Raw genomic sequence first — 22,367 nt, 5'->3', positions numbered from 1 at the left:
CCAACATTAATACTTTATCAGGTTTTTGAAATGCTAATATCGCCATGAAATTAATTATTATTTAGAATACAATTCTACGATCAAATGCTCTTTAATGTTTTCAGGGATGTCGGCTCTTTCAGGTACATGCAACATCTTGCCAACTTTCAGGTTCTCATCCCACTCCAGCCAAGGATATTTGCTGTGATTAACGCCAGCCAAAGAGTTTACAATAACCTCCAAAGACTTGGATTTCTCACGAACGCCAACCAACTGTCCGGGCTTAACAGCATAAGAAGGAATATTGACTACTTCACCGTCAACAGTAATATGCTTGTGGCTTACCAACTGACGGGCAGCAGCACGAGAAGGAGCAATACCCAAACGATAAACGACATTGTCCAAACGGCCTTCGAGCAATTGAAGCAATACCTCACCGGTAATACCCTTAGCAGTAGCGGCCTTCTCAAACAGATTACGGAATTGTTTTTCCAGAACTCCATAAGTATATTTGGCTTTCTGCTTCTCACGGAGTTGGACTCCATATTCAGAAGTTTTTCTTTTTCTTGAATTACCGTGCTGTCCAGGAGGATAATTCTTCTTAGACAAAACTTTATCTGCTCCAAAGATACCTTCCCCGAATTTACGGGCTATTCTTGATTTTGGTCCAGTATATCTAGCCATTTCTCTAATTATTAAATTGTTTATTCATGAACTCAATTTGTTGCAGCCGCGATTGTAGAGAAGAAAAAATACAATCCAAAAACAAAATCAAGTTACACTATTATTAAAGGTAAATCTTAAACTCTACGTCTTTTCGGAGGACGACAACCATTGTGCGGAAGCGGAGTTACGTCAATAATTTCGGTAACCTCAATACCTGCGCCGTGAACGGTTCTGATGGCAGACTCACGTCCGTTTCCCGGACCTTTCACATAGGCCTTTACCTTTCTTAAGCCAAGATCGTATGCCACTTTGGCACAGTCCTGGGCAGCCATCTGAGCTGCATACGGAGTGTTCTTCTTGGAACCTCTAAATCCCATTTTTCCGGCTGAAGACCAAGAAATAATCTGACCTTCGCTATTTGCCAGAGAAACAATAATGTTGTTGAAAGATGAATGAACGTGCAACTGTCCATTGGCATCTACCTTCACATTTCTCTTTTTTGCTGCAACTGTTTTTTTTGCCATATCAACAATTATTATTTAGTAGCTTTTTTCTTATTAGCAACGGTTTTCTTTCTTCCCTTACGAGTACGAGCGTTGTTCTTTGTGCTCTGGCCTCTTACAGGAAGGCCGATACGATGACGTACACCACGGTAACAACCGATATCCATCAAACGCTTAATGTTCAATTGAACTTCAGAGCGGAGGTCACCTTCCACCTTATACTCAGCACCAATGATCTCACGAATCTTGGCAGCCTGATCATCCGTCCAGTCCTTTACCTTCAGGTCTTTATCAACACCTGCTTTGTCCAAAATCTTTGCTGAACTACTACGACCTATTCCATAAATATAGGTCAACGCAATTTCACCTCTTTTGTTCTGAGGCAAATCGACACCAACTATTCTTATAGCCATATACTAAATTATTTTTTTTGCAAAAATAATAATATTATCCTTGACGTTGTTTATACTTAGGATTTTTCTTGTTAATAACATACAAACGGCCATTACGTCTAACGATCTTACACTCTGGCGTACGTTTTTTTAAGGATGCTCTTACTTTCATATCTTAATTTATTTATATCTAAATACAATTCTTCCTTTCGACAAGTCGTAAGGAGACATTTCCACCCTGACCTTATCACCCGGCAGAATTTTGATGTAATGCATCCGCATCTTACCGGAAATATGTGCAGTAATTTCATGCCCGTTTTCTAATTCAACACGAAACATTGCATTAGACAATGCTTCAACTATAACTCCATCTTGTTCTATCGCAGATTGCTTCGCCATATAAATTCTTTAAATTGCTTGTTCACCCAATACTTCTTCTATAAACTGGAAAGATGACAATATATCAGCCTTACCAGCCCTGACAGCTATTGTATGCTCAAAATGAGCGGCACACTTACGGTCTTTCGTCCGTACTGTCCATCCGTCTCTCTCCATAACTACGTGACGGTCTCCCAAGGTTATCATCGGTTCGATGGCAATACACAAACCATTCTTCAACAAAGAGCCATAACCACGTTTCCCATAATTGGGTACTTGAGGATCTTCATGCATCTCCTTGCCAATGCCATGACCTACAAACTCACGGACTACCCCATAGTTGTTAGCCTCGCAGTGTTGTTGGATAGCATAACCGATATCACCTAAACGTTTTCCTTGTACCGCATTCTCAATACCTATATACAAGGCCTCTTTTGTGACTTTCAATAGTCTACGAACTTCTTCATCAACCTCACCCACACAGAAAGTATAGGCAGAATCGCCACAAAAACCATTCATATAAGTGCCGCAGTCAACAGAAACGATATCACCATCCTTCAGCACGACTTCACCTGGAATACCATGCACCACCTGCTCATTTACCGAAGTACAAACTGAGGCAGGGAATGGATTGCCATTCGGATTAGGGAAACCTTTAAAGGTAGGAACAGCACCATTATCTCTAATGAACTCTTCAGCTACCTTATCCAGTTCCTTTGTAGTCACTCCGGGCTTGATTATCTTGGCTATCTCAGCCAAAGTCTTTCCCACAAGGAGATTGCTCTGCCGAAGTAACTCTATCTCATCTTCAGTTTTAAGAAATATCATCCCAACTAAAAGATTAATATGCAGCAACTCCACTGCGACCCTTGATGCGTCCAGACTTCAACAAGCCGTCATAATGTCTCATCAACAAATGACTCTCAACTTGCTGCAAGGTATCAAGAACTACACCCACAAGAATCAACAAAGATGTACCGCCGAAGAATTGAGCGAATTCAGCCTTCACGCCGAATATTCCAGCAAATGCAGGCATAATGGCAACCAAGGCGAGGAAGAAAGAGCCAGGCAAAGTGATACGGGACATAATCACATCGATATACTCTGCTGTCTGTTTACCAGGCTTGATACCCGGTATAAAGCCGTTGTTTCTCTTCATATCCTCGGCCATCTGAGTGGGGTTAATGGTAATTGCAGTATAAAAATACGTAAAGAGTATAATCAATATTGCAAAAATCAAATTATACCAAAAACTCGTATGATCCGTCAATGCCTGAACAAATCCACTTGCATTATTAATATTCGAGAAGCCTACAAAAGTAATAGGGATGAACATGATAGCCTGAGCAAAAATGATAGGCATCACATTCGCAGCATTCACTTTCAAAGGAATATACTGTCTGGCTCCGCCATATTGCTTGTTACCGACAATCTTCTTGGCATATTGTACGGGAATTTTCCGAGTACCTTGAACCAATAAAATTGCAAAAGCTATAACCACAAGCAAAACGACAAGTTCAATCAAGAACATCACCAAACCACCCGTCTTGTCACTCATGCGGGAAATCAACTCCTGGAATAAAGATTGAGGCAAACGAGCAATAATACCTACCATGATAATCAACGAGATACCATTACCTATACCTTTGTCTGTAATTCTCTCACCAAGCCACAAAATAAACATACTTCCTGCCGCCAGAATGATGGTAGAAGTAATTGTAAACAGAGTCCAATCTAATGAAGCATTCAAGGAAGGACCAGCCTGCATTCTAAGGTTCAGCAAATAGGAGGGAGCCTGAAACAAAAGAATAAATACAGTCAACCAACGAGTGTACTGATTCATCTTTCTACGTCCACTCTCACCTTCACGCTGCAGTTTCTGGAAATACGGAACCGCAATACCCAACAACTGGATTACAATGGAGGCGGAGATGTAAGGCATGATTCCCAATGCGAAAATAGAGGCATTGGAAAATGCACCTCCGGAAAACATGTTCAACAAAGCTAAAAGGCCTTCGCTTGTCTGTTCGTGCAATTGAGAAAGCATTGACGGATTAATACCCGGCAATACCACATAAGAACCGAAACGGTAAATCGCCACGAACAATATGGTAATGAGGATCCGTTGTCTCAGATCCTCAATTTTCCATATATTCTTTAATGTTTCAATAGCTTTTCTCATCGAATTAGAGTTTTACCACTTGACCACCAGCAGCTTCGATGGCAGCAGCAGCACTCTTGGAGAATGCATGTGCCTGAACATCCAACTTAGCAGTCAAAGTTCCATTACCTAACACCTTCACCAATTGGTTTGAGGAGATAAAGCCGGCAGCGATGAAATCATTAACACCAACTACCTGCAAATTCTTGGCTTCAGCCAGCTTCTGGATTGTATCCAAGTTAATAGCTTTATACTCTACACGGTTGATATTCTTAAAGCCAAACTTAGGAACACGACGTTGAAGAGGCATCTGACCACCTTCAAAACCAATCTTCTTAGAATATCCAGATCTTGACTTAGCTCCTTTATGACCTCTGGTAGAGGTACCACCCAAACCGGAACCCGGACCACGTCCGATTCTCTTTCTAGTCTTAGTAGATCCCTCTGCAGGTTTTAAATTACTTAAGTTCATATTGTAATTCGTTTTATATTCAACAAATAATTACTTAACAATGGCAACCAAGTGCTTAACCTTATCCACCATTCCAAGAATTGAAGGAGTGCATTCGTGCTCAACGACACGATTCAGCTTATGAAGGCCCAGTGCATCGAGCGTTTTCTTCTGATCGGCAGGAGCACCAATTCTACTCTTAACTTGTTTGATCTTTATAGTCGACATAATCTTCCCTCCTTATCCTCTAAATACTTTTTCAATGCTGATTCCTCTATTCTGAGCTACCATACGAGCATCACGCATTTCGCTCAAAGCCAGGATTGTAGCCTTAACCAGATTGTGCGGGTTTGAAGAACCTTTCGACTTAGCCAAAACGTCTGTCACACCAACACTTTCCAGTACTGCACGCATGGCACCACCAGCAACAACACCCGTACCGTGAGAAGCAGGCTTGATGAATACCTCAGCACCACCAAACTTGGCAGATTGTTCGTGGGGAACAGTACCTTTCAGAACAGGAACCTTCGTCAAGTTCTTCTTAGCAGCTTCAACACCTTTCGCAATTGCAGCTGTTACTTCACCAGCTTTACCAAGACCCCAACCGATGACGCCCTCTTCATTTCCTACTACTACAATAGCAGAGAAACTAAAGTCTATCTTTCAGTTCTATATCGTTTGAAATCTTAACTCTATTATTAAGTCCTGCCATAATGATTAAAATTTAAGTCCACCGTTACGTGCAGCATCAGCTACTTCTTTAACTCTCCCGTGATACAAGTAACCATTACGGTCAAAAACGACAGTCGTAATACCGGCTTCCTGAGCTTTCTTGGCAATCAGTTCACCAACCTTCGCAGCCTGTTCCTTCTTCGGCATCTTTTCAGTCATGCCCAATGATGAAGCAGCAGCCAAAGTCTTGCCCGACAAATCATCAATGATTTGAACATAAATCTGCTTGTTACTTCTAAACACACTCATACGCGGACATTCAGCCGTACCGGACACCTTGTTGCGTACTCTATATTTGATCTTAATTCGTCTTTCTATTTTTGTTGTCATAATACTATCAATTTAAAAGATTATTTAGCACCGGCTGACTTACCAGACTTTCTACGAATCTCTTCGCCAACAAACTTAACACCTTTACCCTTATACGGTTCAGGCTTACGGAAAGAACGTATTTTAGAACAAACTTGACCTAACAGCTGCTTGTCGCAAGATTCCAGGATAATGAGAGGGTTTTTATTTCTCTCAGACTTGGTTTCTACTTTTACCTCAGGCGGCAACTGAATAAAGATACTGTGAGTATAGCCCAAAGCCAACTCTATGATATTTCCCTGATTGGAAGCACGATAACCTACGCCGACCAATTCCAGTTCTTTCTTATATCCTTCAGAAACACCAACAACCATGTTGTGAACCAAAGCACGATACAGGCCGTGGAAAGCATGTTTCTGCTTGGGATTATCCAACATAGCATTTTCATTTTCAGTCAAAACGACATAACCATCTTCGATGGCAACATTGATAGCAGGATTAACATACTGGCTCATTTCGCCTTTGGGTCCCTTTACGGTAACCACATCATCCTTCAGAGTGACAGTCACTCCGGCGGGAATACTAATGGGTAATTTTCCTATTCTTGACATTGCTATTTCCTCCTAATTAATATACATAACACAAAACCTCACCACCGATTTTCAGCTCAGCGGCTTCCTTATTGGTCATTACACCCTTGGAAGTAGATATTATAGCAATACCCAAACCATTAATAACGCACGGCATGTCCTTATAACCAGTGTATTTACGCATACCCGGAGAAGAGATTCTTTCCAGTTTCTTAATAGCATTAACTTTGTTAACCGGATCATACTTCAAAGCAACCTTGATTGTGCCTTGGGGACCATCTTCTACAAACTTATAGTTAAGAATGTAGCCTTTCTCAAAAAGAATCTTAGTGATTTCTTTTTTCAAATTAGAAGCCGGAACTTCAACTACTCTGTGCTTAGCTTGAATAGCATTCCGCAACCTCGTCAAATAATCTGCTATTGGATCAGTCATATAAAATAAATTAAATTAATCAGGACTACCCTGACAATATTTAAAACAATAAATTTACCAGCTTGCCTTTTTCACGCCCGGAATAAGACCATTGGAAGCCATCTCGCGGAACTGGATTCTGGAAATACCGAACTGACGGATATATCCTTTCGGACGGCCCGTCAACTTGCAGCGGTTGTGCAAGCGGATCGGATTAGAATTCTTCGGAAGATCCTGCAACTTCTGAGCAGCCTCATAAGCGTCGGCAGGGTCACCTGTTCTAACGATTTGCTTCAACGCAGCTCTCTTAGCAGCATATTTAGCTACCAATTTAGCACGTCTCACTTCACGAGCTTTCATTGATTCCTTTGCCATATCATCAATCTTTTTTAGCGTTTTTAAACGGTAAACCGAATTCTTTCAACAAAGCATAACCTTCTTCATCTGTCTGCGCAGAGGTTACAAAGGTAATATTCATTCCGAGAATTCTTGTTATACTATCGATATTAATTTCAGGGAAAATGATTTGCTCCTGAATACCAAGGGTATAGTTACCCTTACCATCGAACTTGCTTTCAATTCCTTTGAAGTCACGGATACGGGGCAGAGCAACGCGGACCAACTTCTCCAAGAATTCGTACATTCTCTCACGACGCAATGTCACCATTACGCCAATCGGCATTTTCTTACGCAACTTAAAGTTTGCGATATCTTTACGAGAAACGGTTGCCACGGCTTTCTGACCTGTGATGGCAGTCATTTCACTAATTGCCACTTCAATAATCTTCTTATCAGCAACAGCCATACCCAAACCTTGATTGATAACAATCTTCTTAAGTACGGGAATCTGCATGGCAGAAGAATACTGGAACTGTGATTTCAATGCAGGGGCAATACGCTCTGCATATTCTTTCTTAAGGCTGGCAGTATTACTCATTACTTAATCTCCTCTCCTGATTTTTTAGAATAACGCACTAAAGTCTTCTTCCCATTGGAATCTGTACTTTCTCTTCTACCAATACGTGTCGGTTTCCCAGTCTTAGGATCCACCGGATTCAAGTTTGACAAGTGGATAGAAGCTTCCTGCTTCACGATACCACCCTGAGGGTTCTTTGCATTCGGTTTTGTGCTCTTGGACACCATGTTGATACCTTCTACAATAGCGCGGTTTTTATCAACAAGAACCTTCAATACACGACCAGTCTTACCTTTGTCATCGCCGGCATTAACGTAAACTGTATCGCCTTTCTTAATATGTAATTTACTCATTACTTAAATCTTTTACAAAATTAAAGTACTTCAGGAGCGAGTGAAACGACCTTCATATTTGCAGCACGAAGTTCACGGGCTACAGGGCCGAAAATACGACTACCTCTAATTTCGCCAGCGTTGTTCAACAGCACGCAAGCATTGTCATCAAAACGTATATAAGAACCATCCGCACGACGGATTTCCTTCTTAGTACGTACAATCAAAGCCTTAGACACTGCACCTTTTTTAATATCACTTGAAGGGATGACGCTCTTTACAGAAACGACAATCACATCCCCTACAGAAGCATAGCGACGACCTGTACCGCCCAAAACGCGGATACAGAGAGCTTCCTTAGCTCCACTGTTGTCACATACTGTCAGTCTGGATTCTGCTTGTATCATAATTACTTAGCTCTTTCAATTATTTCCACTAATCTCCATCTCTTGGTCTTGCTCAAAGGACGAGTTTCCATGATACGAACGGTATCACCGACATTGCACTCATTCTTTTCATCATGAGCATGGTATTTCTTCGTCTTGCTGACGAACTTACCATATATGGGGTGTTTTTCCTTAAACTTGGCAGCTACAGTAATGGTTTTCTCCATCTTATTGCTCAGCACAACCCCAGTTCTTTCTTTTCTTAAATTTCTTGCTTCCATCGAGCTCATCATTTATTGTTAAGTTCTCTTTGGCGTAATTCAGTTTTCATACGCGCGATTGTCCTGCGTAATTGTTTGATCTGAGCAGGATTGTCCAAAGGAGAAATAGAATGATTCAAAATCATCTGGTCGTAGTTAACTACTTCCGTCTCCAATCTTTCCTTCAAGTCTGCGGTAGACATTTCTTTAATTTCTGCTATTTTCATACTCTTTACGCATTTTGATTTTGAATATCATAATCACGTCTTACCACAAATTTGGTTGTGATAGGAAGCTTCTGTGCTGCCAGGCGCAAAGCCTCTTTTGCGATTTCATAAGGAACACCTTCGGCTTCGATAATAATTCTACCCGGAGTTACAGGAGCCACAAAGCCTTCGGGGCTACCTTTACCTTTACCCATACGTACATCAGCAGGCTTTCTCGTGATAGGTTTATCGGGGAAGATACGAATCCAAATTTGTCCTTGACGTTGCATATATCTTGTCACTGCAATACGAGCAGCTTCAATCTGACGGCCTGTAATCCACTTCGTCTCCAAGGCCTTGATACCAAAAGATCCGAAAGCCAACTGGTTTCCTCTTTGGGCATTGCCTTTCTGACGGCCTTTCTGTTGTCTTCTGAATTTTGTTTTTTTCGGTTGTAACATAATTCCTAAAAATCAAATTCGTTAACGATTATTTTTCTTTCTTTTGAAGTTCTTGCCGCCATTGCTGCCGCTGTTGCTGCCGCGACCACTTTCCTTGCTTTGCGTAAAGTTCGGAGCCAATTCTCTCTTACCATAAACTTCACCTCTACAAATCCAAACCTTAATTCCGAGAAGACCGACCTTTGTCAACGCTTCGGTATGACAATAGTCAATATCTGCTCTGAAAGTGTGCAACGGGGTTCTACCTTCCTTATACATTTCAGAACGTGCCATTTCCGCACCGTTCAGACGACCAGAAATCTGAATCTTGATGCCTTCAGCGCCCATACGCATGGTATTGGCGATAGCCATCTTGATAGCACGACGATAAGCAATCTTACCCTCAACCTGACGAGCGATGTTATTAGCCACGATAACAGCGTCAAGTTCCGGTTTCTTCACTTCGAAGATATTAATCTGGATATCCTTGTCGGTAACCTTCTTCAACTCCTCTTTCAACTTGTCAACTTCCTGGCCACCCTTACCGATAATGATTCCCGGACGTGCAGTACAAACGGTAATAGTCACGAGTTTCAGCGTGCGTTCGATTACAATTCTTGATACGCTTGCCTTGGCAAGACGGGCGTTCAAATATTTACGGATTTTGCTATCTTCCAGCAAAGAGTCGCCGTAATTCTTTCCACCATACCAATTGGAATCCCAACCTCTGATAATTCCCAAACGGTTGCTTATTGGATTAACTTTTTGTCCCATTTACCTTAATTTTGATCTTCGTTATTACTTTTAGAACCAACGAACAACGTCACATGATTTGAACGCTTACGAATTCTGTAACCTCTACCCTGCGGAGCCGGACGCATTCTTTTCAGCGTAGCACCACCATCAACAAAAATCTTGGTTACGAACAGCTCGCCGCTTTCAGCCTTACGTTCGTTTTTCTGCTCCCAGTTAGCAATTGCAGAGCGCAACAATTTTTCCACTCTCGCAGCAGCCTCTTTAGAAGAGAACTTCAAAACGCCGAGCGCTCTGTTCACTTCCATCCCGCGAATCATGTCAGCCACGAGACGCATTTTACGGGGGGAAGTAGGAACATTTTGCAATTTTGCAAAATACATGGTCTTAAGGGCTTCTTTTCTCTTTTCAGCCGATATTTTTTTTCTTGCTCCCATTATATTATTACTTTATTATTTAAATCCCGTTTTTATTTTTTCTTGTTACCAGCATGTCCTCTGAACGTACGAGTTGGAGCAAATTCGCCCAACTTGTGTCCTACCATGTTCTCTGTAACATAAACAGGAATGAATTTATTTCCATTGTGAACTGCAACGGTATGACCTACGAAATCAGGTGAAATCATTGAAGCTCTGGCCCAAGTCTTAACTACCACTTTCTTGCCCGACTCATTCATGGCAAGAATTTTCTTTTCAAGCTTAACGTTAATATACGGACCTTTTTTTAATGAACGACTCATAGTTTATTCAATTAATCAGATTACTTCTTTCTTCTCTCAATAATATACTTAGATGACTGCTTCTTCGGAGCTCTAGTCTTGAGACCCTTAGCATACAATCCCTTGCGAGATCTCGGATGTCCTCCGGAAGCGCGGCCTTCACCACCACCCATCGGGTGATCAACCGGGTTCATAACGACACCACGGTTGCGCGGACGACGACCCAACCAGCGAGAACGTCCGGCCTTACCGGAGCTTTCCAATCCGTGGTCAGAGTTACCTACGCTACCGATAGTAGCCTTACAAGTACTAAGAATTTGTCTAACTTCACCTGAGGGCAATTTGATTACGCAATACTTGCCTTCTCTTGAAGTCAATTGAGCAAAATTACCAGCCGAACGAACCAAAGCTGCACCTTGGCCCGGACGCAATTCAATGTTATGAATTACAGTACCGACCGGTATATTCTGAAGAGGAAGTGCATTTCCGATTTCAGGAGCTGCATTTTCACCGGACATCAAAGTCGCACCGACTTGCAATCCGTTGGGAGCAATGATATATCTCTTCTCGCCATCTGCATAAAACAGCAAAGCGATACGAGCCGAACGGTTCGGATCGTATTCAATCGTTTTAACCACTGCAGGCACACCGTCTTTATTTCTCTTGAAGTCTACGATACGGATAACCTTCTTATGACCGCCACCAATGTAGCGCATGGTCATCTTACCTTCGTTGTTACGACCACCTGAAGATTTCTTACCAAATACAAGAGACTTTTCTGGTACCCGTGCAGTAATTTCCTCGAAGGTACCAATAATTTTATGTCTTTGCCCCGGTGTTGTGGGCTTAAATTTACGTACTGCCATTTCTATTAAATATTGCTATAAAAATCAATAGTATCGCCTTCCTTCAATGTAACGATTGCTTTCTTGTATGCGTTCGTACGTCCGTTAATGATACCAGATCTCGTATAACGGCTTTTGTTCTTGCCGGCATACTTTATCGTGTTCACATCAACTACGGTAACGTTGTAAAGGGCTTCAACTTCTTTCTTAATTTCCAGTTTATTAGCGTCAGGACGCACAACAAAACCGAAGCGATTGTTCATCTTATCGGTTACTGCGGTCATCTTCTCTGTCACTAACGGTTTAATAATAATTCCCATTATCTAAGCCTCCTATTTACATTAAGATATTGTCAATTGCTGAAACAGCACCTTCAGTAAGCACAACAACCCCAGCGTCCAATACTCTGTAAGTATTTAACCCTGAGATAGTCTGCACGTTTGCGCCTTTCACGTTACGAGCTGACAAATATACGTTTTTATTTGATTCCGGTAAAATCATAAGTAGCTTTTTGTCAGAAACTTTAAGATTTTTTGTCAAAGCAACAAAATCTTTAGTCTTTGGAGCCTCAAAAGAGAAGTCTTCCACTACGATGATGGCATTCTCCTGAGCCTTGTAAGACAAAGCAGACTTACGGGCCAAAGCCTTTACCTTCTTGTTCAGTTTGAAGTAATAATCTCTCGGTTTCGGGCCGAATACACGACCACCACCAATCAGCACAGGCGAGTTCATGTCACCACGACGTGCACCGCCACCACCTTTCTGACGACCGATTTTACGGGTTGAACCACTGATTTCAACGTCCAAGTAGATAGCGTGGTCGTTGGGCTCAATTCCGAAGATAGACTCGTTTAACGTAATCTTTCTCCCAGTGTCTTCACCTTTAATGTTATATACGTTAACTTCCATTATTTCTCAATTATTACGATTGAACCTTTGCAACCAGGAACAGAACCCTTAATCAAAAGGAGATTGTGCTCCGCGATTACTTTTAATACTTGCAGGTTTTGTACAGTCACTCTGTCGCCACCAAGCTGGCCGCCCATGCGCATGCCCTTGAACACCTTTGCAGGATAAGAACAAGCACCGATAGAACCCGGCTTGCGGGCGCGGTTGTGCTGACCGTGAGTAGTCTGGCCTACACCACCGAAACCATGACGTTTAACAACACCTTGAAAACCTTTACCTTTGGAAGTTCCGATAACATCAACGAACTCGGCACCGTTGAACAGTTCGACTGTTACAGTGTCACCCAAATTCAATTCAGTCTCAAATTCTTTGAACTCGGCCAAGTGTTTCTTGGGTGTTACTCCAGCCTTTTTGAAGTGTCCCATCAAAGGCTTTGTAGTGTGCTTCTCCTTCTTGTCCTGGAAGCCCAGCTGAACAGCTGCATAGCACAAGGACCTGCTTCGATAACAGTGCATGGTACATTCTTACCCTCGGCACTGAAAACGGATGTCATTCCGATTTTTTTTCCTAATAATCCTGGCATTTCTCTTAAAATTTAATACTTACACTTTAATTTCTACTTCCACACCGCTGGGCAACTCCAACTTCATCAGAGCGTCGACTGTCTTAGCCGTAGAGCTGTAGATGTCAATCAGTCTCTTGTAAGAAGAGAGTTCGAACTGTTCACGAGACTTCTTGTTAACGAAAGTCGAACGGTTTACGGTAAAGATACGCTTGTGCGTAGGGAGAGGAATAGGACCGCTAACGATGGCGCCCGTTGTCTTCACCGTTCTTACAATCTTCTCAGCAGACTTGTCCACCAAGTTGTGGTCGTAAGATTTCAATTTGATTCTAATTTTTTGACTCATTACTTTGGGTTAATTTATGATTGATTATATAGTGGAAATTCCGCAGGCTAAGAGTCATTCGCTAGCCTGCGGATTTCTTTTATTTTAGAGTAAGTCAGTGCGTCCCTTCACTTCCTCAAGAACTGCCTTGGCAATTGAAGTGGATACCTGAGCGTGGTGAGAATAGGTCATGGAAGAAGTGGCACGGCCAGAAGTAATCGTACGCAGAGCGGTTACATAGCCGAACATTTCTGCCAGGGGAACCATAGCCTTCACGATGCGAGCACCCGAACGGCTGGACTCCATACCTTCTACCTGGCCACGACGCTTGTTCAAGTCGCCGATAACGTCACCCATGTTTTCTTCCGGAGTAACAACCTCCAGCTTCATGATGGGCTCCATCAGCACAGGACCTGCCTTAGAACATGCGTTCTTGTAAGCCTGGATGGCACAGATTTCGAATGAAAGCTGGTCAGAGTCTACAGGGTGGAAAGAACCGTCGAGCAGAGTCACCTTCATGCTGTCCATTGGGAAGCCTGCCAACACACCATTCTTCATGGCTGTCTGGAAGCCCTTCTGTACAGAGGGGATAAATTCCTTAGGAATGTTACCACCGGTAACCTCGTTAACAAACTGCAATCCGCCTTCCTTGTAGTCCTCATCAATCGGGCCTACGTTTACGATGATATCGGCAAACTTACCACGACCACCGGACTGTTTCTTGTAAACCTCGCGGAGGTTGACAGTCTTCGTGATGGCTTCCTTGTAGTTAACCTGGGGCTTACCCTGGTTACATTCTACCTTGAACTCACGTTTCAGACGGTCGATGATGATATCCAAGTGGAGCTCACCCATACCGGAGATAACTGTCTGACCAGTCTGCTCGTCGGTACGAACGGTGAACGTCGGGTCTTCTTCTGCCAGCTTGGCCAGACCGTTGGACAGCTTGTCCATATCCTTCTGGGTCTTCGGTTCAACGGCGATACCGATAACGGGATCGGGGAAGTCCATAGACTCCAGTACAATCGGAGCATCTTCGTCGCAGAGCGTATCACCTGTGCGGATATCCTTGAAACCTACACCGGCACCGATATCACCGGCCGATACGACTTCCACAGGATTCTGCTTGTTGGAGTGCATCTGGAACAGACGAGACACACGTTCCTTCTTGCCGGAACGGCTGTTGTAGATATAAGAACCGGCTTCAACTTTACCGGAGTATACGCGGAAGAAAGTCAGACGGCCTACATAGGGGTCAGTAGCAATCTTGAACGCCAATGCAGAAGTCTTCTCGTCTTCGCTCGGCTTGCGGTCTTCCTCAGCGCCAGTCTCGGGGTTGGTACCCACGATGTTCGGAGTATCCAGCGGAGAAGGCAGGAATGCGCAAACGTAGTCGAGCAGTGTCTGAACGCCCTTGTTCTTGAATGAAGAACCGCACAACATCGGCACGATGTCCATCTTCAAGGTAGCTGCACGCAGACCGCGGAGGATTTCCTCTTCGGTGATGGTAGAAGGATCGTCGAAGAACTTCTCCATCAAAGCGTCGTCGTATTCGGCTACTGTTTCCAGCATCTTGCCACGCCATTCTTCGGCTTCATCCACCAGATTAGCGGGGATGTCCTCGATGTCGTAGTCAGCGCCCATGGTCTCATCGTGCCACAGGATAGCCTTCATCTTAATCAGGTCAACTACGCCCTTGAAGTTCTCTTCGGCACCGATAGGAATGACTACCGGACACGGATTGGCGCCCAGCACGTCCTTCATCTGGCGAACCACTTCAAAGAAGTCGGCACCCGAACGGTCCATCTTGTTTACATAACCGATACGAGGAACGTTATATTTGTCAGCCTGACGCCATACGGTCTCAGATTGGGGCTCAACGCCACCCACTGCACAGTAGGCAGCAACGGCACCGTCCAGCACACGCAGTGAACGTTCTACTTCGGCAGTGAAGTCAACGTGTCCCGGAGTATCAATCAAGTTAATCTTATAAGTATTGCCTGCATATTTCCAACGGGTAGTGGTAGCGGCGGAAGTAATCGTGATACCACGTTCCTGCTCCTGCTCCATCCAGTCCATCGTAGCCGCACCATCATGCACTTCACCAATCTTGTGAGTCAGACCCGTATAGAACAAAATACGTTCTGAGGTTGTAGTCTTACCAGCATCGATGTGGGCCATGATACCGATGTTACGCGTCAAATGTAAATCTTGCTTTGCCATTTTTAAATCCTTGCTTTAGGTTTTTATCTTGAACAGGTTACGATCACATTAGAAACGGAAGTGAGCGAAAGCACGGTTAGCCTCAGCCATTCTGTGCATATCCTCCTTACGCTTGAAGGCACCGCCTTGCTCGTTGTAAGCGTCCATGATTTCGGCAGCCAGCTTGTCAGCCATTGACTTGCCGCCACGCTTGCGGGCAAAAATAATCAGATTCTTCATGGAGATTGACTCCTTGCGGTCGGGACGGATTTCTGTCGGAACCTGGAAAGTAGCACCGCCTACACGACGGGACTTCACTTCAACCTGCGGGGTTACATTATCCAAAGCCTTTTTCCAAATTTCAAGAGCGGACTTCTCTTCGTTCTGCATCTTGTTCTTCACTGTTTCCAGGGCTGCGTAGAAGATTTCATAAGATATGTTCTTCTTGCCGTCGTACATCAGGTGATTTACGAACTTAGAAACTTTCACATCATTAAAAACGGGATCCGGCAGGATGACGCGTTTTTTAGGTTTTGCTTTTCTCATTTGTCTGAAAAAATAATGTTTTTCGTTCTTGGTTGTCTATTTCTGTCTTCTTCAACCCTCCCACCGGAGGATTTACTCAACCTTTAGCATTCCAATAAACTAAAACGTAAGTTGTTATTACTTTTAATTTTACTGTTTTCCAATTAGGTCAGCTTATTTCTTCTTAGCGGGAGCTGCCTGACCCGGTTTCGGACGCTTGGCACCGTATTTGGAACGTCTTTGCGTACGGCCTGCCACACCTGCGGTATCCAGAGTACCACGTACGATGTGATAACGTACACCCGGAAGGTCCTTTACACGACCGCCACGTACCAGTACGATGGAGTGTTCCTGCAAATTGTGACCTTCACCCGGAATGTAGGAGTTAACTTCCTTACCGTTGGTCAAACGCACACGAGCTACCTTACGCATAGCTGAATTCGGTTTCTTCGGAGTGGTTGTGTACACTCTCACGCAAACGCCACGTCTTTGAGGACATGAATCCAAGGCGGGAGACTTGCTCTTGTCTACCAGCACCTGGCGTCCTTTTCTTACTAATTGCTGAATTGTAGGCATTTTAATTGTTTTTAGTTATTATATTGTTGTATTAAATTTCAGAACTATACAGTTTTTCGGGGTGCAAAGATACGAATAACTTTTGATTAATCAATGCAATACGCACAATTATTTATTTTTAACGCAGCAAAAATCGACTTGCACCACCGCCCGGCAGGGGAAGAAGCTGTCACAGGTTTGTCACATCCGACGCCTGCAAACCGCCCGCAAGCCTTCAAGACAGCCGTCCGCCGGGCGCCCGACAGTCAGCATTCATTCCTCCCACAAGCTCCCCTCACCCGCAAGCCGCCACGATTCAGAACTGAAAGGACACTTTGGCCGCCAGCTCGCGCGGACGGATGCGGAGCCAGTCGGTACGGCTCTGCACGGCGGTGTAGGCAGTGCCGGCATACAGGGTCCGGTCGAACAGGTTGGTCACGCCAGCCTCCACCCGCCAGCGGTCGTGACGCCACACGGCCGAAACGTCGGCCAGCAATATGTTCAGGTGCCGGCCGTCGGCCAGCGCGTTGCAATAATGTTCGCCACCGGCCCGCACCTCCACCCGTCCGAAGGTGACACTGAGGCTCAACCGCTGCACCAAGTCCGTCAGGGGCTGCAGGCCGGACGAACCGCCCAGGCGGGTGGAGCTGTACGTCAGCGTGGCGTGATAGGCGGCCTCCAGGCACGGGACAGGCGCCCAGGTCAGTTTAGGAGTGGCTGTGAGACAATCGTAGCGAAAGTCCTGCAACGTGGCGGGTTCGGGAGGCAGGGCGGTGCGGATGAGCTGCCACCCCCGATGGCTGGTCAGCTCCAGGTCGAGAGACACCTTCAGCCGCCAGTCAAAGACGCCCTTGGAGAGCGAGGAGGCCAGCGTCCAGGTGTCCGTCGAGTTGGCCTGCGCGCGGCGGACGGTGGCCAGCGTGTCGGCCGAGACATACTGCTCGGCGAGGGTGGAGTGGAAGCCGCGGCTATAGGTCAGGGTGAGCGTGGCGAAGAACTCCTGCACCGTGTTCTTATACTCGGCATAGAGCTGCCCGCTGACGGTGGTGCGCAGGGGCATCAGCCCGGCGGTGGAGGTCAGCGTGCGGTAGTCGGTGCGGCGCACGTAGGGGCAGAGGTCGAGCGCATGGCCTGCCTCGCGGGCCAGGGAGCCGTAGAGCGAGAACTTCCAGTGATAGTCGTGCCGGTAGCGCAGGTAGAGACGGGGACTATATAATAGGTATGAGCGGCCCGCGCCGAAGTAGCGCGTCCAACGGACGGGCGCCGTGGCCGAGAGCAGCAGCCCTCCCCGCTCCCACTCCAACTGCGGCTCCGCGTGGGCGGCCAGGCTGGAGGCGTCGTAGGCCAGGGCGTCGGCGGGCGTCTCCATCCGGCAGGCGGCCCACTCGGCGGTGAGGCCCGCCCGGAGGCTGCGGGTGAGGCCGTTGTGGCGGCGCAGGTAGCGGGCGGCGTGTTCGGTGTAGAGGCTGCGCAGGGTGTAGTCGTCGCGCCCGGAGGCAAGGCGCAGGCCGGAGGGGAGCACGGACAGGCGCACGTCCGAAGCCAGCTCCCACGTCCGTCCGTCGCGGTTCTTCAGCCAGCCCAGGTGGTTGTAAGCCGCCAGGCGTCCGGTGACGACGGTCTGCCCCAGCTCGTCCGAGCGGCCCCGGCTGCGCTCCGCCTCCAGGCCGAAGCGGTTGGCGAGGTAGCGTTCCGCGCCGTTGTCCTCGTAGGCCAGCTCGGCATGAAGGGCGTCGGACACCAGGCGGTAGTGCGACTCCTCGGCCAGGCTCACGGTGTCGGCCGCCGTATAGAAGGCCTGCGTGAAGCCGCTGTGGCGGTCCGTCCGGTTGCGCGTATAGTCCGCTTGCAGGCGCAGGGTGCGTTCGTCGCTGCGTCGCAGCATGCGGTTGGCGTTGGCCGTCCAGGTTTGGTTGAACAGCAGGCGGCGGGTGTCCAGCGGGGTGCTCACCGCGGGCTGGGCCAGCAAGGCCGGCAGCGGGCTGGCGGGAAGGGCGTCGTCCGTCAGGCGCACCTGCTCGCTGCCCAGGTCGCGGCCGGTGTTGTTGCTCTTCAGGGCCAGGATGCTCTGCCGCCCGGGGCCCAGTTGCAGGGCGCTCAAGGCGCCGTCCCACAGCGGGGCGGGCCGCCCGTCGTCCTCCTGCGTCACTCCCCCGCCCGCCTCCAGGCTGAGGAACCACTGGTCGCGGGCGTGCTCGTCCAGCCGCAGGTTCAGGGCCACCTGCCCGGAGCTGAGCTGCCCCTTCAGGGCGCGGACGGACTGGTAGTTCTCCATCAGCTCGGCCGACTTCACCGCCCTTGCGTCCAGGTTGTTGCTCACCTGGTTGTAGCGTCCGCCCGTCACATCCATGCCCTCCACGAGGAAGTGGTCGATGGGGCGGCCCTGATAGGTGATGGTGCCGTTGTCCTCCACGTCAATGCCCGGCAGGCGCTTCAGCACGTCGCGGACGTGCGTGTCCTTGTCGGTGAGGAAGTCGGCCAGGCGGTAGCGCACGGTGTCGCGGCGAGTCGAGATGCGTCCGGGGCGTATCTCCACCTCGCGCAGCACGATGCTCTCGGGGCGCAGGGCGAAGTCCAGGAGGCCGGGCCGGCCGGCGTCGCGCGCCTGCCGCCCGTAGCCCAGCAGCGAGGCGCAGACCTGCAACGTCCCCTCGTAGCGCCAGGGCAGGGAGTAGCGGCCGTCGGCGTCGGTCAGGGCATAGTCCACGGTGATGCCGCCGCGCACGACGCTCACCATCACCGCCTCCAGCGGGCGGGAAGTTTCGGCGTCGGTCACGCGGCCGCGGAGCACGTCCTGTGCCCGCAACGGCCGCGCGAGGCCGAGCGCCAGTGTCAGAGTGAGAGAGAATAGAAGTGTCTTCATGGGATGTAAGCTGAACGGACAGACGCTGCCACCCCCCTCCTGCCCCGCCCCAGCAGGGCCGAGGGCCTGCCTCAGCCTGCCCGAAGTGCTGCCTCTGGCAGGCCGACGCGCTACCTTTGCCTCAGTTAAAAGGCTTTCTTCTGAAAATTAAAAGCCTTTTAATGGATAAATGAAAGCCTTTTAATTATCAATTAAAAGCCTTTTAATTTATGGATAAAAGGCTTTCATTTCAGGCAAAGGTACGACCTTGGGCAGCCAAAGGTGCTACCTTGGGCGGGCAAAGGCGGCGACCAGGCCCGGCAGAAGCGGCGCCGGTGCCGGGCCGGAGCGGCGGGAGGGTCAGCGTTCGATGGGGTTATAGGGGGTGTCTTTGGGATTTTTGGTGGCGTTGCCGTGCTCGTCCCGGATGGAGACCTTCACGTTGGGCATGCTCCCCGTGATGAAGCCTACGGGGTCGGCGGCAAAGCGCTCCTGCATCTTGTTGTACTGCTTGCGGCTGACGGGCTCGTAGTCCCTGCCGCCGAAGACGATGGGCTCCGCGCCGCAGCTCTGCTCCATGCCGTTGGCCGTGAAGCGGTAGTGGCCCTCAGCGTCCTCGGCCCGCAGTATCAGGCCCGGCAGGCCGCAGAGTTTCCAGGGTCCTTCGCTGACGGCAATGTCCGGCGCAAACCAGGCCGACCACTGCCGCCCTTTGAAGCTGGCCGTGGCGCGGGTGCAGCGATAGCCCAGCAGGGTCAGCGTGTCGGCCGTCAGCGTCCAGCGGGGCAGTTCCTCCGGCTCCTCGCAACGCAGGCGGCTGATGTCGCCCGCCAGTTCGTCCAGCGTGGTCACCCGTCCTGCGGGGTAGCGCTTGAAGGTCTGCTCGCTCCACTGGCTCCGATACTGCTCGGCGTGCCGGGCCATGAGCTCCATGGAGGCGCCGTTGGCGGCGTCGGCGGCAAGTACCGAGTCGGCCAGGTAGGCGGTGTAGCTGTAGAAGCGCGACGAGCGCTGCCCGATGTCCAGCCTCATCGTCTCCTTCAGGGGCGTGCCGGGGTGGGCGAGGTCGGTCAGGGCCTCCATGTCGTACTGCACGGTCAGCACCTTGCGGTCGATGGTGTCCTGGCGGAAGGTGCGTCCGGTGGAAATCTTGATGTTCATCTGTGCCTGTGCGGCCGCGGCGGCAAGGCACAGGACGAGGAGCAGTGAGTGTCTGGTTTTCATGTCGGTAGAAGTTTTTGAGTGAGACATAGGGTTCGTTTTCCTGTCGCGAAGATAGGCGGAGGGGCCGGAAACGGGGGCGGAAAGTTATTACTGAGATATTACGGCGGCGGAAATATCGGCCTCGCGCGAACTTACTGTGCGGCCGAAAGGCTTATCTTTGCCGCCGGAGAAAACACCCGAATATGGAACGACGCATCAAAATCATCTGGCTGCTGTCCCTGGCCTCCATGCTGCTCATCGGCGCGGGGCAGGGCTACTGGCTGTGGAGCCACTACCACTATACCAACGAGGAATACGGGCACGAGGTGCTGCGGCAGGTGTCCGAAGCCGCAAAGGCCTACAACGAACTGCGCTGGCAGGAACCCCGGCACATGGGCGAGCAGAAGGAGGTGAAGTGGTACAACACCAACGTCAACTGGGAGGAACAGACCGATTCGCTGACGAGGCAGGAGAGCACCCGCATCTACCTGGTGCAGCGGATGGGGGCAGAGCCGGCGGACACGGTGCCGGGCAGCAAGCAGCCGCAGTCCGGCAAGACGGGGGTGGACCTCTCCGGCCTGCCGGCAGACAGCACAGTGCTCTGTACGGACTCGGTCACCCTGCACGGCAGCAAGACGCTCTACGAACGCCTCAACATGATGTACCTGGCGGACCTGATGCGGCTGGAAGTGACCCACCCCTTCCGCCTCCGGCAGTTCGACTCCGTACTGACCGCCACGCTGCCGGGTGTCCCCTTCGTCACCCGCCTGGCCACCACCGCCGCCGACAGCGTCTACCTGTGGGAACCGACGCTGCGCCACAACCACTCCCTGCTACGTCCTACGGCGCACGTCGTCTATCCCTACAATCCCCTGAAGCGGCAGCTGGTCGAGATTGACCTCCGCATCCCCCGCCACGTGCTGCTGCTCCGCATGGGCGGCCAGCTGGCGGGCAGCCTGCTGATGATAGCCGTGCTGGGCGTCTGCCTGCTCTTCCAGATAAAGACCATCCTGAAGCAGCGGCGGGTGGACGAACTGCGGCGCAACTTTGTCAACACCATGATTCACGAGCTGAAACGGCCCGTGCAGACGCTGAAGATGTGTCTGGCCTATCTGGGCGACCCCACCCTGCGCAACGACAGGCCCACTACGGACAAGGTGGTGGGCGACTCCATAGCCGAAGTGGACAATCTGTCGGCCTACCTGAGCAAGCTGCGCGACATGACCCGGGCCGACGACCGCCGCACCCCGCTCTGCATCCGCACCTTCGACCTCTACCCCGTGGTGGAGAAGCTCATCCGCCTGCAGCACATCCCCGACCATAAGTCCGTCACCTTCGAGACCCGCCTCGACCGACCGCTGGAGGTCAGGGCCGACCCCATGCACCTGGCCAACATACTGGGCAACCTGCTGGAGAACGCGGTGAAGTACTCGGGCCCCTCGGTCCGCATCGCCGTCGGCTGCACGCTGGCCGACCATCGCCTCACCCTCACGGTGGCGGACAACGGCATCGGCATCCCCCTCCACGAGCAGACCCGCGTGTTCGACAAGTTCTACCGCAGCGCCAGCCTGCCCGACCGCTCGGTGCCCGGCATCGGCCTCGGCCTGAGCTACGTGAAGCTGCTGGTAGAGGCCCACCAGGGCACCGTCGGCCTCCGCAGCCGGCCGGGACAGGGCACGACGGTGACCGTCAGCATACCGCAATGAATGCAATATAACTTAAGTTTCGCAAGTTTATTAATCGATTGTAGTTAAGGAGTAAAGAAGTTAAGGAGTTAAGCCAATGCCTTTGTGAAAAGGATACCGACCATACACT

General features: G+C 49.0%; 32 protein-coding genes and 2 pseudogenes. 1 reads left to right on the top strand and 33 read right to left on the bottom strand.

Annotation, left to right across the window (positions count from 1 at the left end; all coding sequences use genetic code 11):
* Window positions 1–57 precede the first annotated feature (57 nt).
* The 33 genes and pseudogenes from rpsD to Q1Y74_RS11760 all read right to left on the bottom strand — a co-directional run bounded on the left by rpsD (window position 58) and on the right by Q1Y74_RS11760 (window position 20,573).
* A complete protein-coding gene (gene rpsD / locus Q1Y74_RS11920; RefSeq protein WP_300814538.1) occupies window positions 58–663 on the bottom strand; it encodes a 30S ribosomal protein S4 in 606 nt (201 codons plus the stop codon).
* Between the two features lie 116 nt (window positions 664–779).
* Window positions 780–1,169, bottom strand: coding sequence for a 30S ribosomal protein S11 (gene rpsK, locus Q1Y74_RS11915; RefSeq protein ID WP_007567382.1), 390 nt, complete (start codon window positions 1,167–1,169; stop codon window positions 780–782).
* A gap of 11 nt (window positions 1,170–1,180) precedes the next feature.
* Complete coding sequence (gene rpsM / locus Q1Y74_RS11910) at window positions 1,181–1,561, bottom strand: 30S ribosomal protein S13 (RefSeq protein WP_300814537.1); 381 nt, start codon at window positions 1,559–1,561, stop codon at window positions 1,181–1,183.
* A 34-nt stretch (window positions 1,562–1,595) separates the two neighbouring features.
* Window positions 1,596–1,712: a type B 50S ribosomal protein L36 gene (gene ykgO, locus Q1Y74_RS11905; RefSeq protein ID WP_002558051.1), complete on the bottom strand. Its 117-nt coding sequence runs from the start codon at window positions 1,710–1,712 to the stop codon at window positions 1,596–1,598.
* An 8-nt stretch (window positions 1,713–1,720) separates the two neighbouring features.
* Window positions 1,721–1,939 carry a translation initiation factor IF-1 gene (gene infA, locus Q1Y74_RS11900; RefSeq protein WP_002558052.1) on the bottom strand — a complete coding sequence of 73 codons (219 nt, stop codon included), beginning with the start codon at window positions 1,937–1,939 and terminating at the stop codon, window positions 1,721–1,723.
* Between the two features lie 9 nt (window positions 1,940–1,948).
* Window positions 1,949–2,746: a type I methionyl aminopeptidase gene (gene map, locus Q1Y74_RS11895; protein ID WP_300814539.1), complete on the bottom strand. Its 798-nt coding sequence runs from the start codon at window positions 2,744–2,746 to the stop codon at window positions 1,949–1,951.
* 13 nt (window positions 2,747–2,759) lie between these two features.
* Window positions 2,760–4,100, bottom strand: coding sequence for a preprotein translocase subunit SecY (secY, locus tag Q1Y74_RS11890; RefSeq protein WP_300814536.1), 1,341 nt, complete (start codon window positions 4,098–4,100; stop codon window positions 2,760–2,762).
* 4 nt (window positions 4,101–4,104) lie between these two features.
* Window positions 4,105–4,551 carry a 50S ribosomal protein L15 gene (gene rplO, locus Q1Y74_RS11885; protein ID WP_300814535.1) on the bottom strand — a complete coding sequence of 149 codons (447 nt, stop codon included), beginning with the start codon at window positions 4,549–4,551 and terminating at the stop codon, window positions 4,105–4,107.
* A 30-nt stretch (window positions 4,552–4,581) separates the two neighbouring features.
* The gene (gene rpmD / locus Q1Y74_RS11880; protein WP_300814534.1) at window positions 4,582–4,758 is read right to left on the bottom strand and encodes a 50S ribosomal protein L30; all 177 of its coding nucleotides are present in this window, start codon (window positions 4,756–4,758) and stop codon (window positions 4,582–4,584) included.
* Between the two features lie 12 nt (window positions 4,759–4,770).
* Window positions 4,771–5,242, bottom strand: a pseudogene (gene rpsE / locus Q1Y74_RS11875) (30S ribosomal protein S5).
* Window positions 5,243–5,247: 5 nt separating this feature from the next.
* Window positions 5,248–5,592 carry a 50S ribosomal protein L18 gene (rplR, locus tag Q1Y74_RS11870; RefSeq protein ID WP_300814533.1) on the bottom strand — a complete coding sequence of 115 codons (345 nt, stop codon included), beginning with the start codon at window positions 5,590–5,592 and terminating at the stop codon, window positions 5,248–5,250.
* A gap of 20 nt (window positions 5,593–5,612) precedes the next feature.
* Window positions 5,613–6,182, bottom strand: a complete 570-nt coding sequence (gene rplF / locus Q1Y74_RS11865; protein WP_300814532.1) for a 50S ribosomal protein L6 — start codon at window positions 6,180–6,182, stop codon at window positions 5,613–5,615.
* Between the two features lie 16 nt (window positions 6,183–6,198).
* Window positions 6,199–6,594 (bottom strand): 30S ribosomal protein S8, encoded by a 396-nt coding sequence (gene rpsH / locus Q1Y74_RS11860; RefSeq protein ID WP_300814531.1) that lies wholly within the window; start codon window positions 6,592–6,594, stop codon window positions 6,199–6,201.
* A gap of 54 nt (window positions 6,595–6,648) precedes the next feature.
* Window positions 6,649–6,948: a 30S ribosomal protein S14 gene (gene rpsN, locus Q1Y74_RS11855; RefSeq protein ID WP_300814530.1), complete on the bottom strand. Its 300-nt coding sequence runs from the start codon at window positions 6,946–6,948 to the stop codon at window positions 6,649–6,651.
* Window positions 6,949–6,952: 4 nt separating this feature from the next.
* Window positions 6,953–7,510, bottom strand: a complete 558-nt coding sequence (gene rplE, locus Q1Y74_RS11850) for a 50S ribosomal protein L5 (RefSeq protein WP_300814529.1) — start codon at window positions 7,508–7,510, stop codon at window positions 6,953–6,955.
* Window positions 7,510–7,842, bottom strand: a complete 333-nt coding sequence (gene rplX, locus Q1Y74_RS11845) for a 50S ribosomal protein L24 (protein ID WP_300814528.1) — start codon at window positions 7,840–7,842, stop codon at window positions 7,510–7,512. Before rplX ends, rplE begins: the two co-directional genes overlap by 1 nt.
* A 20-nt stretch (window positions 7,843–7,862) precedes the next feature.
* Entirely contained in the window at window positions 7,863–8,228 is a 366-nt protein-coding gene (gene rplN / locus Q1Y74_RS11840) for a 50S ribosomal protein L14 (RefSeq protein ID WP_300814527.1), read from the bottom strand.
* A gap of 2 nt (window positions 8,229–8,230) precedes the next feature.
* Window positions 8,231–8,500, bottom strand: coding sequence for a 30S ribosomal protein S17 (rpsQ, locus tag Q1Y74_RS11835; RefSeq protein WP_300814526.1), 270 nt, complete (start codon window positions 8,498–8,500; stop codon window positions 8,231–8,233).
* Window positions 8,497–8,694, bottom strand: coding sequence for a 50S ribosomal protein L29 (gene rpmC, locus Q1Y74_RS11830; protein WP_300814525.1), 198 nt, complete (start codon window positions 8,692–8,694; stop codon window positions 8,497–8,499). The genes rpsQ and rpmC overlap by 4 nt, the downstream gene beginning before the upstream one ends.
* Window positions 8,695–8,699: 5 nt before the next feature.
* A complete protein-coding gene (rplP, locus tag Q1Y74_RS11825; RefSeq protein WP_300814524.1) occupies window positions 8,700–9,134 on the bottom strand; it encodes a 50S ribosomal protein L16 in 435 nt (144 codons plus the stop codon).
* A gap of 21 nt (window positions 9,135–9,155) precedes the next feature.
* A complete protein-coding gene (gene rpsC, locus Q1Y74_RS11820) occupies window positions 9,156–9,887 on the bottom strand; it encodes a 30S ribosomal protein S3 (RefSeq protein WP_300814523.1) in 732 nt (243 codons plus the stop codon).
* A gap of 5 nt (window positions 9,888–9,892) precedes the next feature.
* Window positions 9,893–10,303: a 50S ribosomal protein L22 gene (gene rplV, locus Q1Y74_RS11815; protein ID WP_004291236.1), complete on the bottom strand. Its 411-nt coding sequence runs from the start codon at window positions 10,301–10,303 to the stop codon at window positions 9,893–9,895.
* A gap of 32 nt (window positions 10,304–10,335) precedes the next feature.
* Complete coding sequence (gene rpsS / locus Q1Y74_RS11810; RefSeq protein ID WP_249053856.1) at window positions 10,336–10,605, bottom strand: 30S ribosomal protein S19; 270 nt, start codon at window positions 10,603–10,605, stop codon at window positions 10,336–10,338.
* Between the two features lie 20 nt (window positions 10,606–10,625).
* Complete coding sequence (gene rplB / locus Q1Y74_RS11805) at window positions 10,626–11,450, bottom strand: 50S ribosomal protein L2 (RefSeq protein WP_022020054.1); 825 nt, start codon at window positions 11,448–11,450, stop codon at window positions 10,626–10,628.
* A gap of 5 nt (window positions 11,451–11,455) precedes the next feature.
* Window positions 11,456–11,749: a 50S ribosomal protein L23 gene (rplW, locus tag Q1Y74_RS11800; protein ID WP_300814522.1), complete on the bottom strand. Its 294-nt coding sequence runs from the start codon at window positions 11,747–11,749 to the stop codon at window positions 11,456–11,458.
* Between the two features lie 16 nt (window positions 11,750–11,765).
* Window positions 11,766–12,338 carry a 50S ribosomal protein L4 gene (rplD, locus tag Q1Y74_RS11795; protein ID WP_300814521.1) on the bottom strand — a complete coding sequence of 191 codons (573 nt, stop codon included), beginning with the start codon at window positions 12,336–12,338 and terminating at the stop codon, window positions 11,766–11,768.
* Window positions 12,338–12,921: pseudogene (rplC, locus tag Q1Y74_RS11790) on the bottom strand (50S ribosomal protein L3). Before rplC ends, rplD begins: the two are co-directional and overlap by 1 nt.
* A 19-nt stretch (window positions 12,922–12,940) precedes the next feature.
* Entirely contained in the window at window positions 12,941–13,246 is a 306-nt protein-coding gene (gene rpsJ, locus Q1Y74_RS11785; RefSeq protein ID WP_004291244.1) for a 30S ribosomal protein S10, read from the bottom strand.
* 84 nt (window positions 13,247–13,330) lie between these two features.
* Window positions 13,331–15,448: an elongation factor G gene (gene fusA, locus Q1Y74_RS11780; RefSeq protein ID WP_300814520.1), complete on the bottom strand. Its 2,118-nt coding sequence runs from the start codon at window positions 15,446–15,448 to the stop codon at window positions 13,331–13,333.
* A gap of 48 nt (window positions 15,449–15,496) precedes the next feature.
* Window positions 15,497–15,973, bottom strand: a complete 477-nt coding sequence (gene rpsG / locus Q1Y74_RS11775; protein ID WP_300814519.1) for a 30S ribosomal protein S7 — start codon at window positions 15,971–15,973, stop codon at window positions 15,497–15,499.
* A gap of 153 nt (window positions 15,974–16,126) precedes the next feature.
* Window positions 16,127–16,528 carry a 30S ribosomal protein S12 gene (gene rpsL, locus Q1Y74_RS11770; protein WP_021846443.1) on the bottom strand — a complete coding sequence of 134 codons (402 nt, stop codon included), beginning with the start codon at window positions 16,526–16,528 and terminating at the stop codon, window positions 16,127–16,129.
* A 295-nt stretch (window positions 16,529–16,823) separates the two neighbouring features.
* Entirely contained in the window at window positions 16,824–19,370 is a 2,547-nt protein-coding gene (locus Q1Y74_RS11765) for a carboxypeptidase-like regulatory domain-containing protein (RefSeq protein ID WP_300814518.1), read from the bottom strand.
* Between the two features lie 339 nt (window positions 19,371–19,709).
* On the bottom strand, window positions 19,710–20,573 hold the full coding sequence (locus tag Q1Y74_RS11760; RefSeq protein ID WP_300814517.1) for a GLPGLI family protein: 864 nt from the start codon (window positions 20,571–20,573) through the stop codon (window positions 19,710–19,712).
* A 182-nt stretch (window positions 20,574–20,755) separates the two neighbouring features.
* On the opposite strand from Q1Y74_RS11760, the gene Q1Y74_RS11755 reads away from it, so the two are divergent.
* Window positions 20,756–22,258: a HAMP domain-containing sensor histidine kinase gene (locus tag Q1Y74_RS11755; RefSeq protein WP_300814516.1), complete on the top strand. Its 1,503-nt coding sequence runs from the start codon at window positions 20,756–20,758 to the stop codon at window positions 22,256–22,258.
* The last annotated feature ends 109 nt before the right edge of the window (window positions 22,259–22,367 follow it).

Source organism: uncultured Bacteroides sp. (genome assembly GCF_949298305.1).
In the GTDB taxonomy this organism is placed as follows: domain Bacteria; phylum Bacteroidota; class Bacteroidia; order Bacteroidales; family Bacteroidaceae; genus Bacteroides.
Note: the sequence above shows the minus strand (reverse complement) of the source record. Positions and strands in the feature narration are given on the sequence as shown.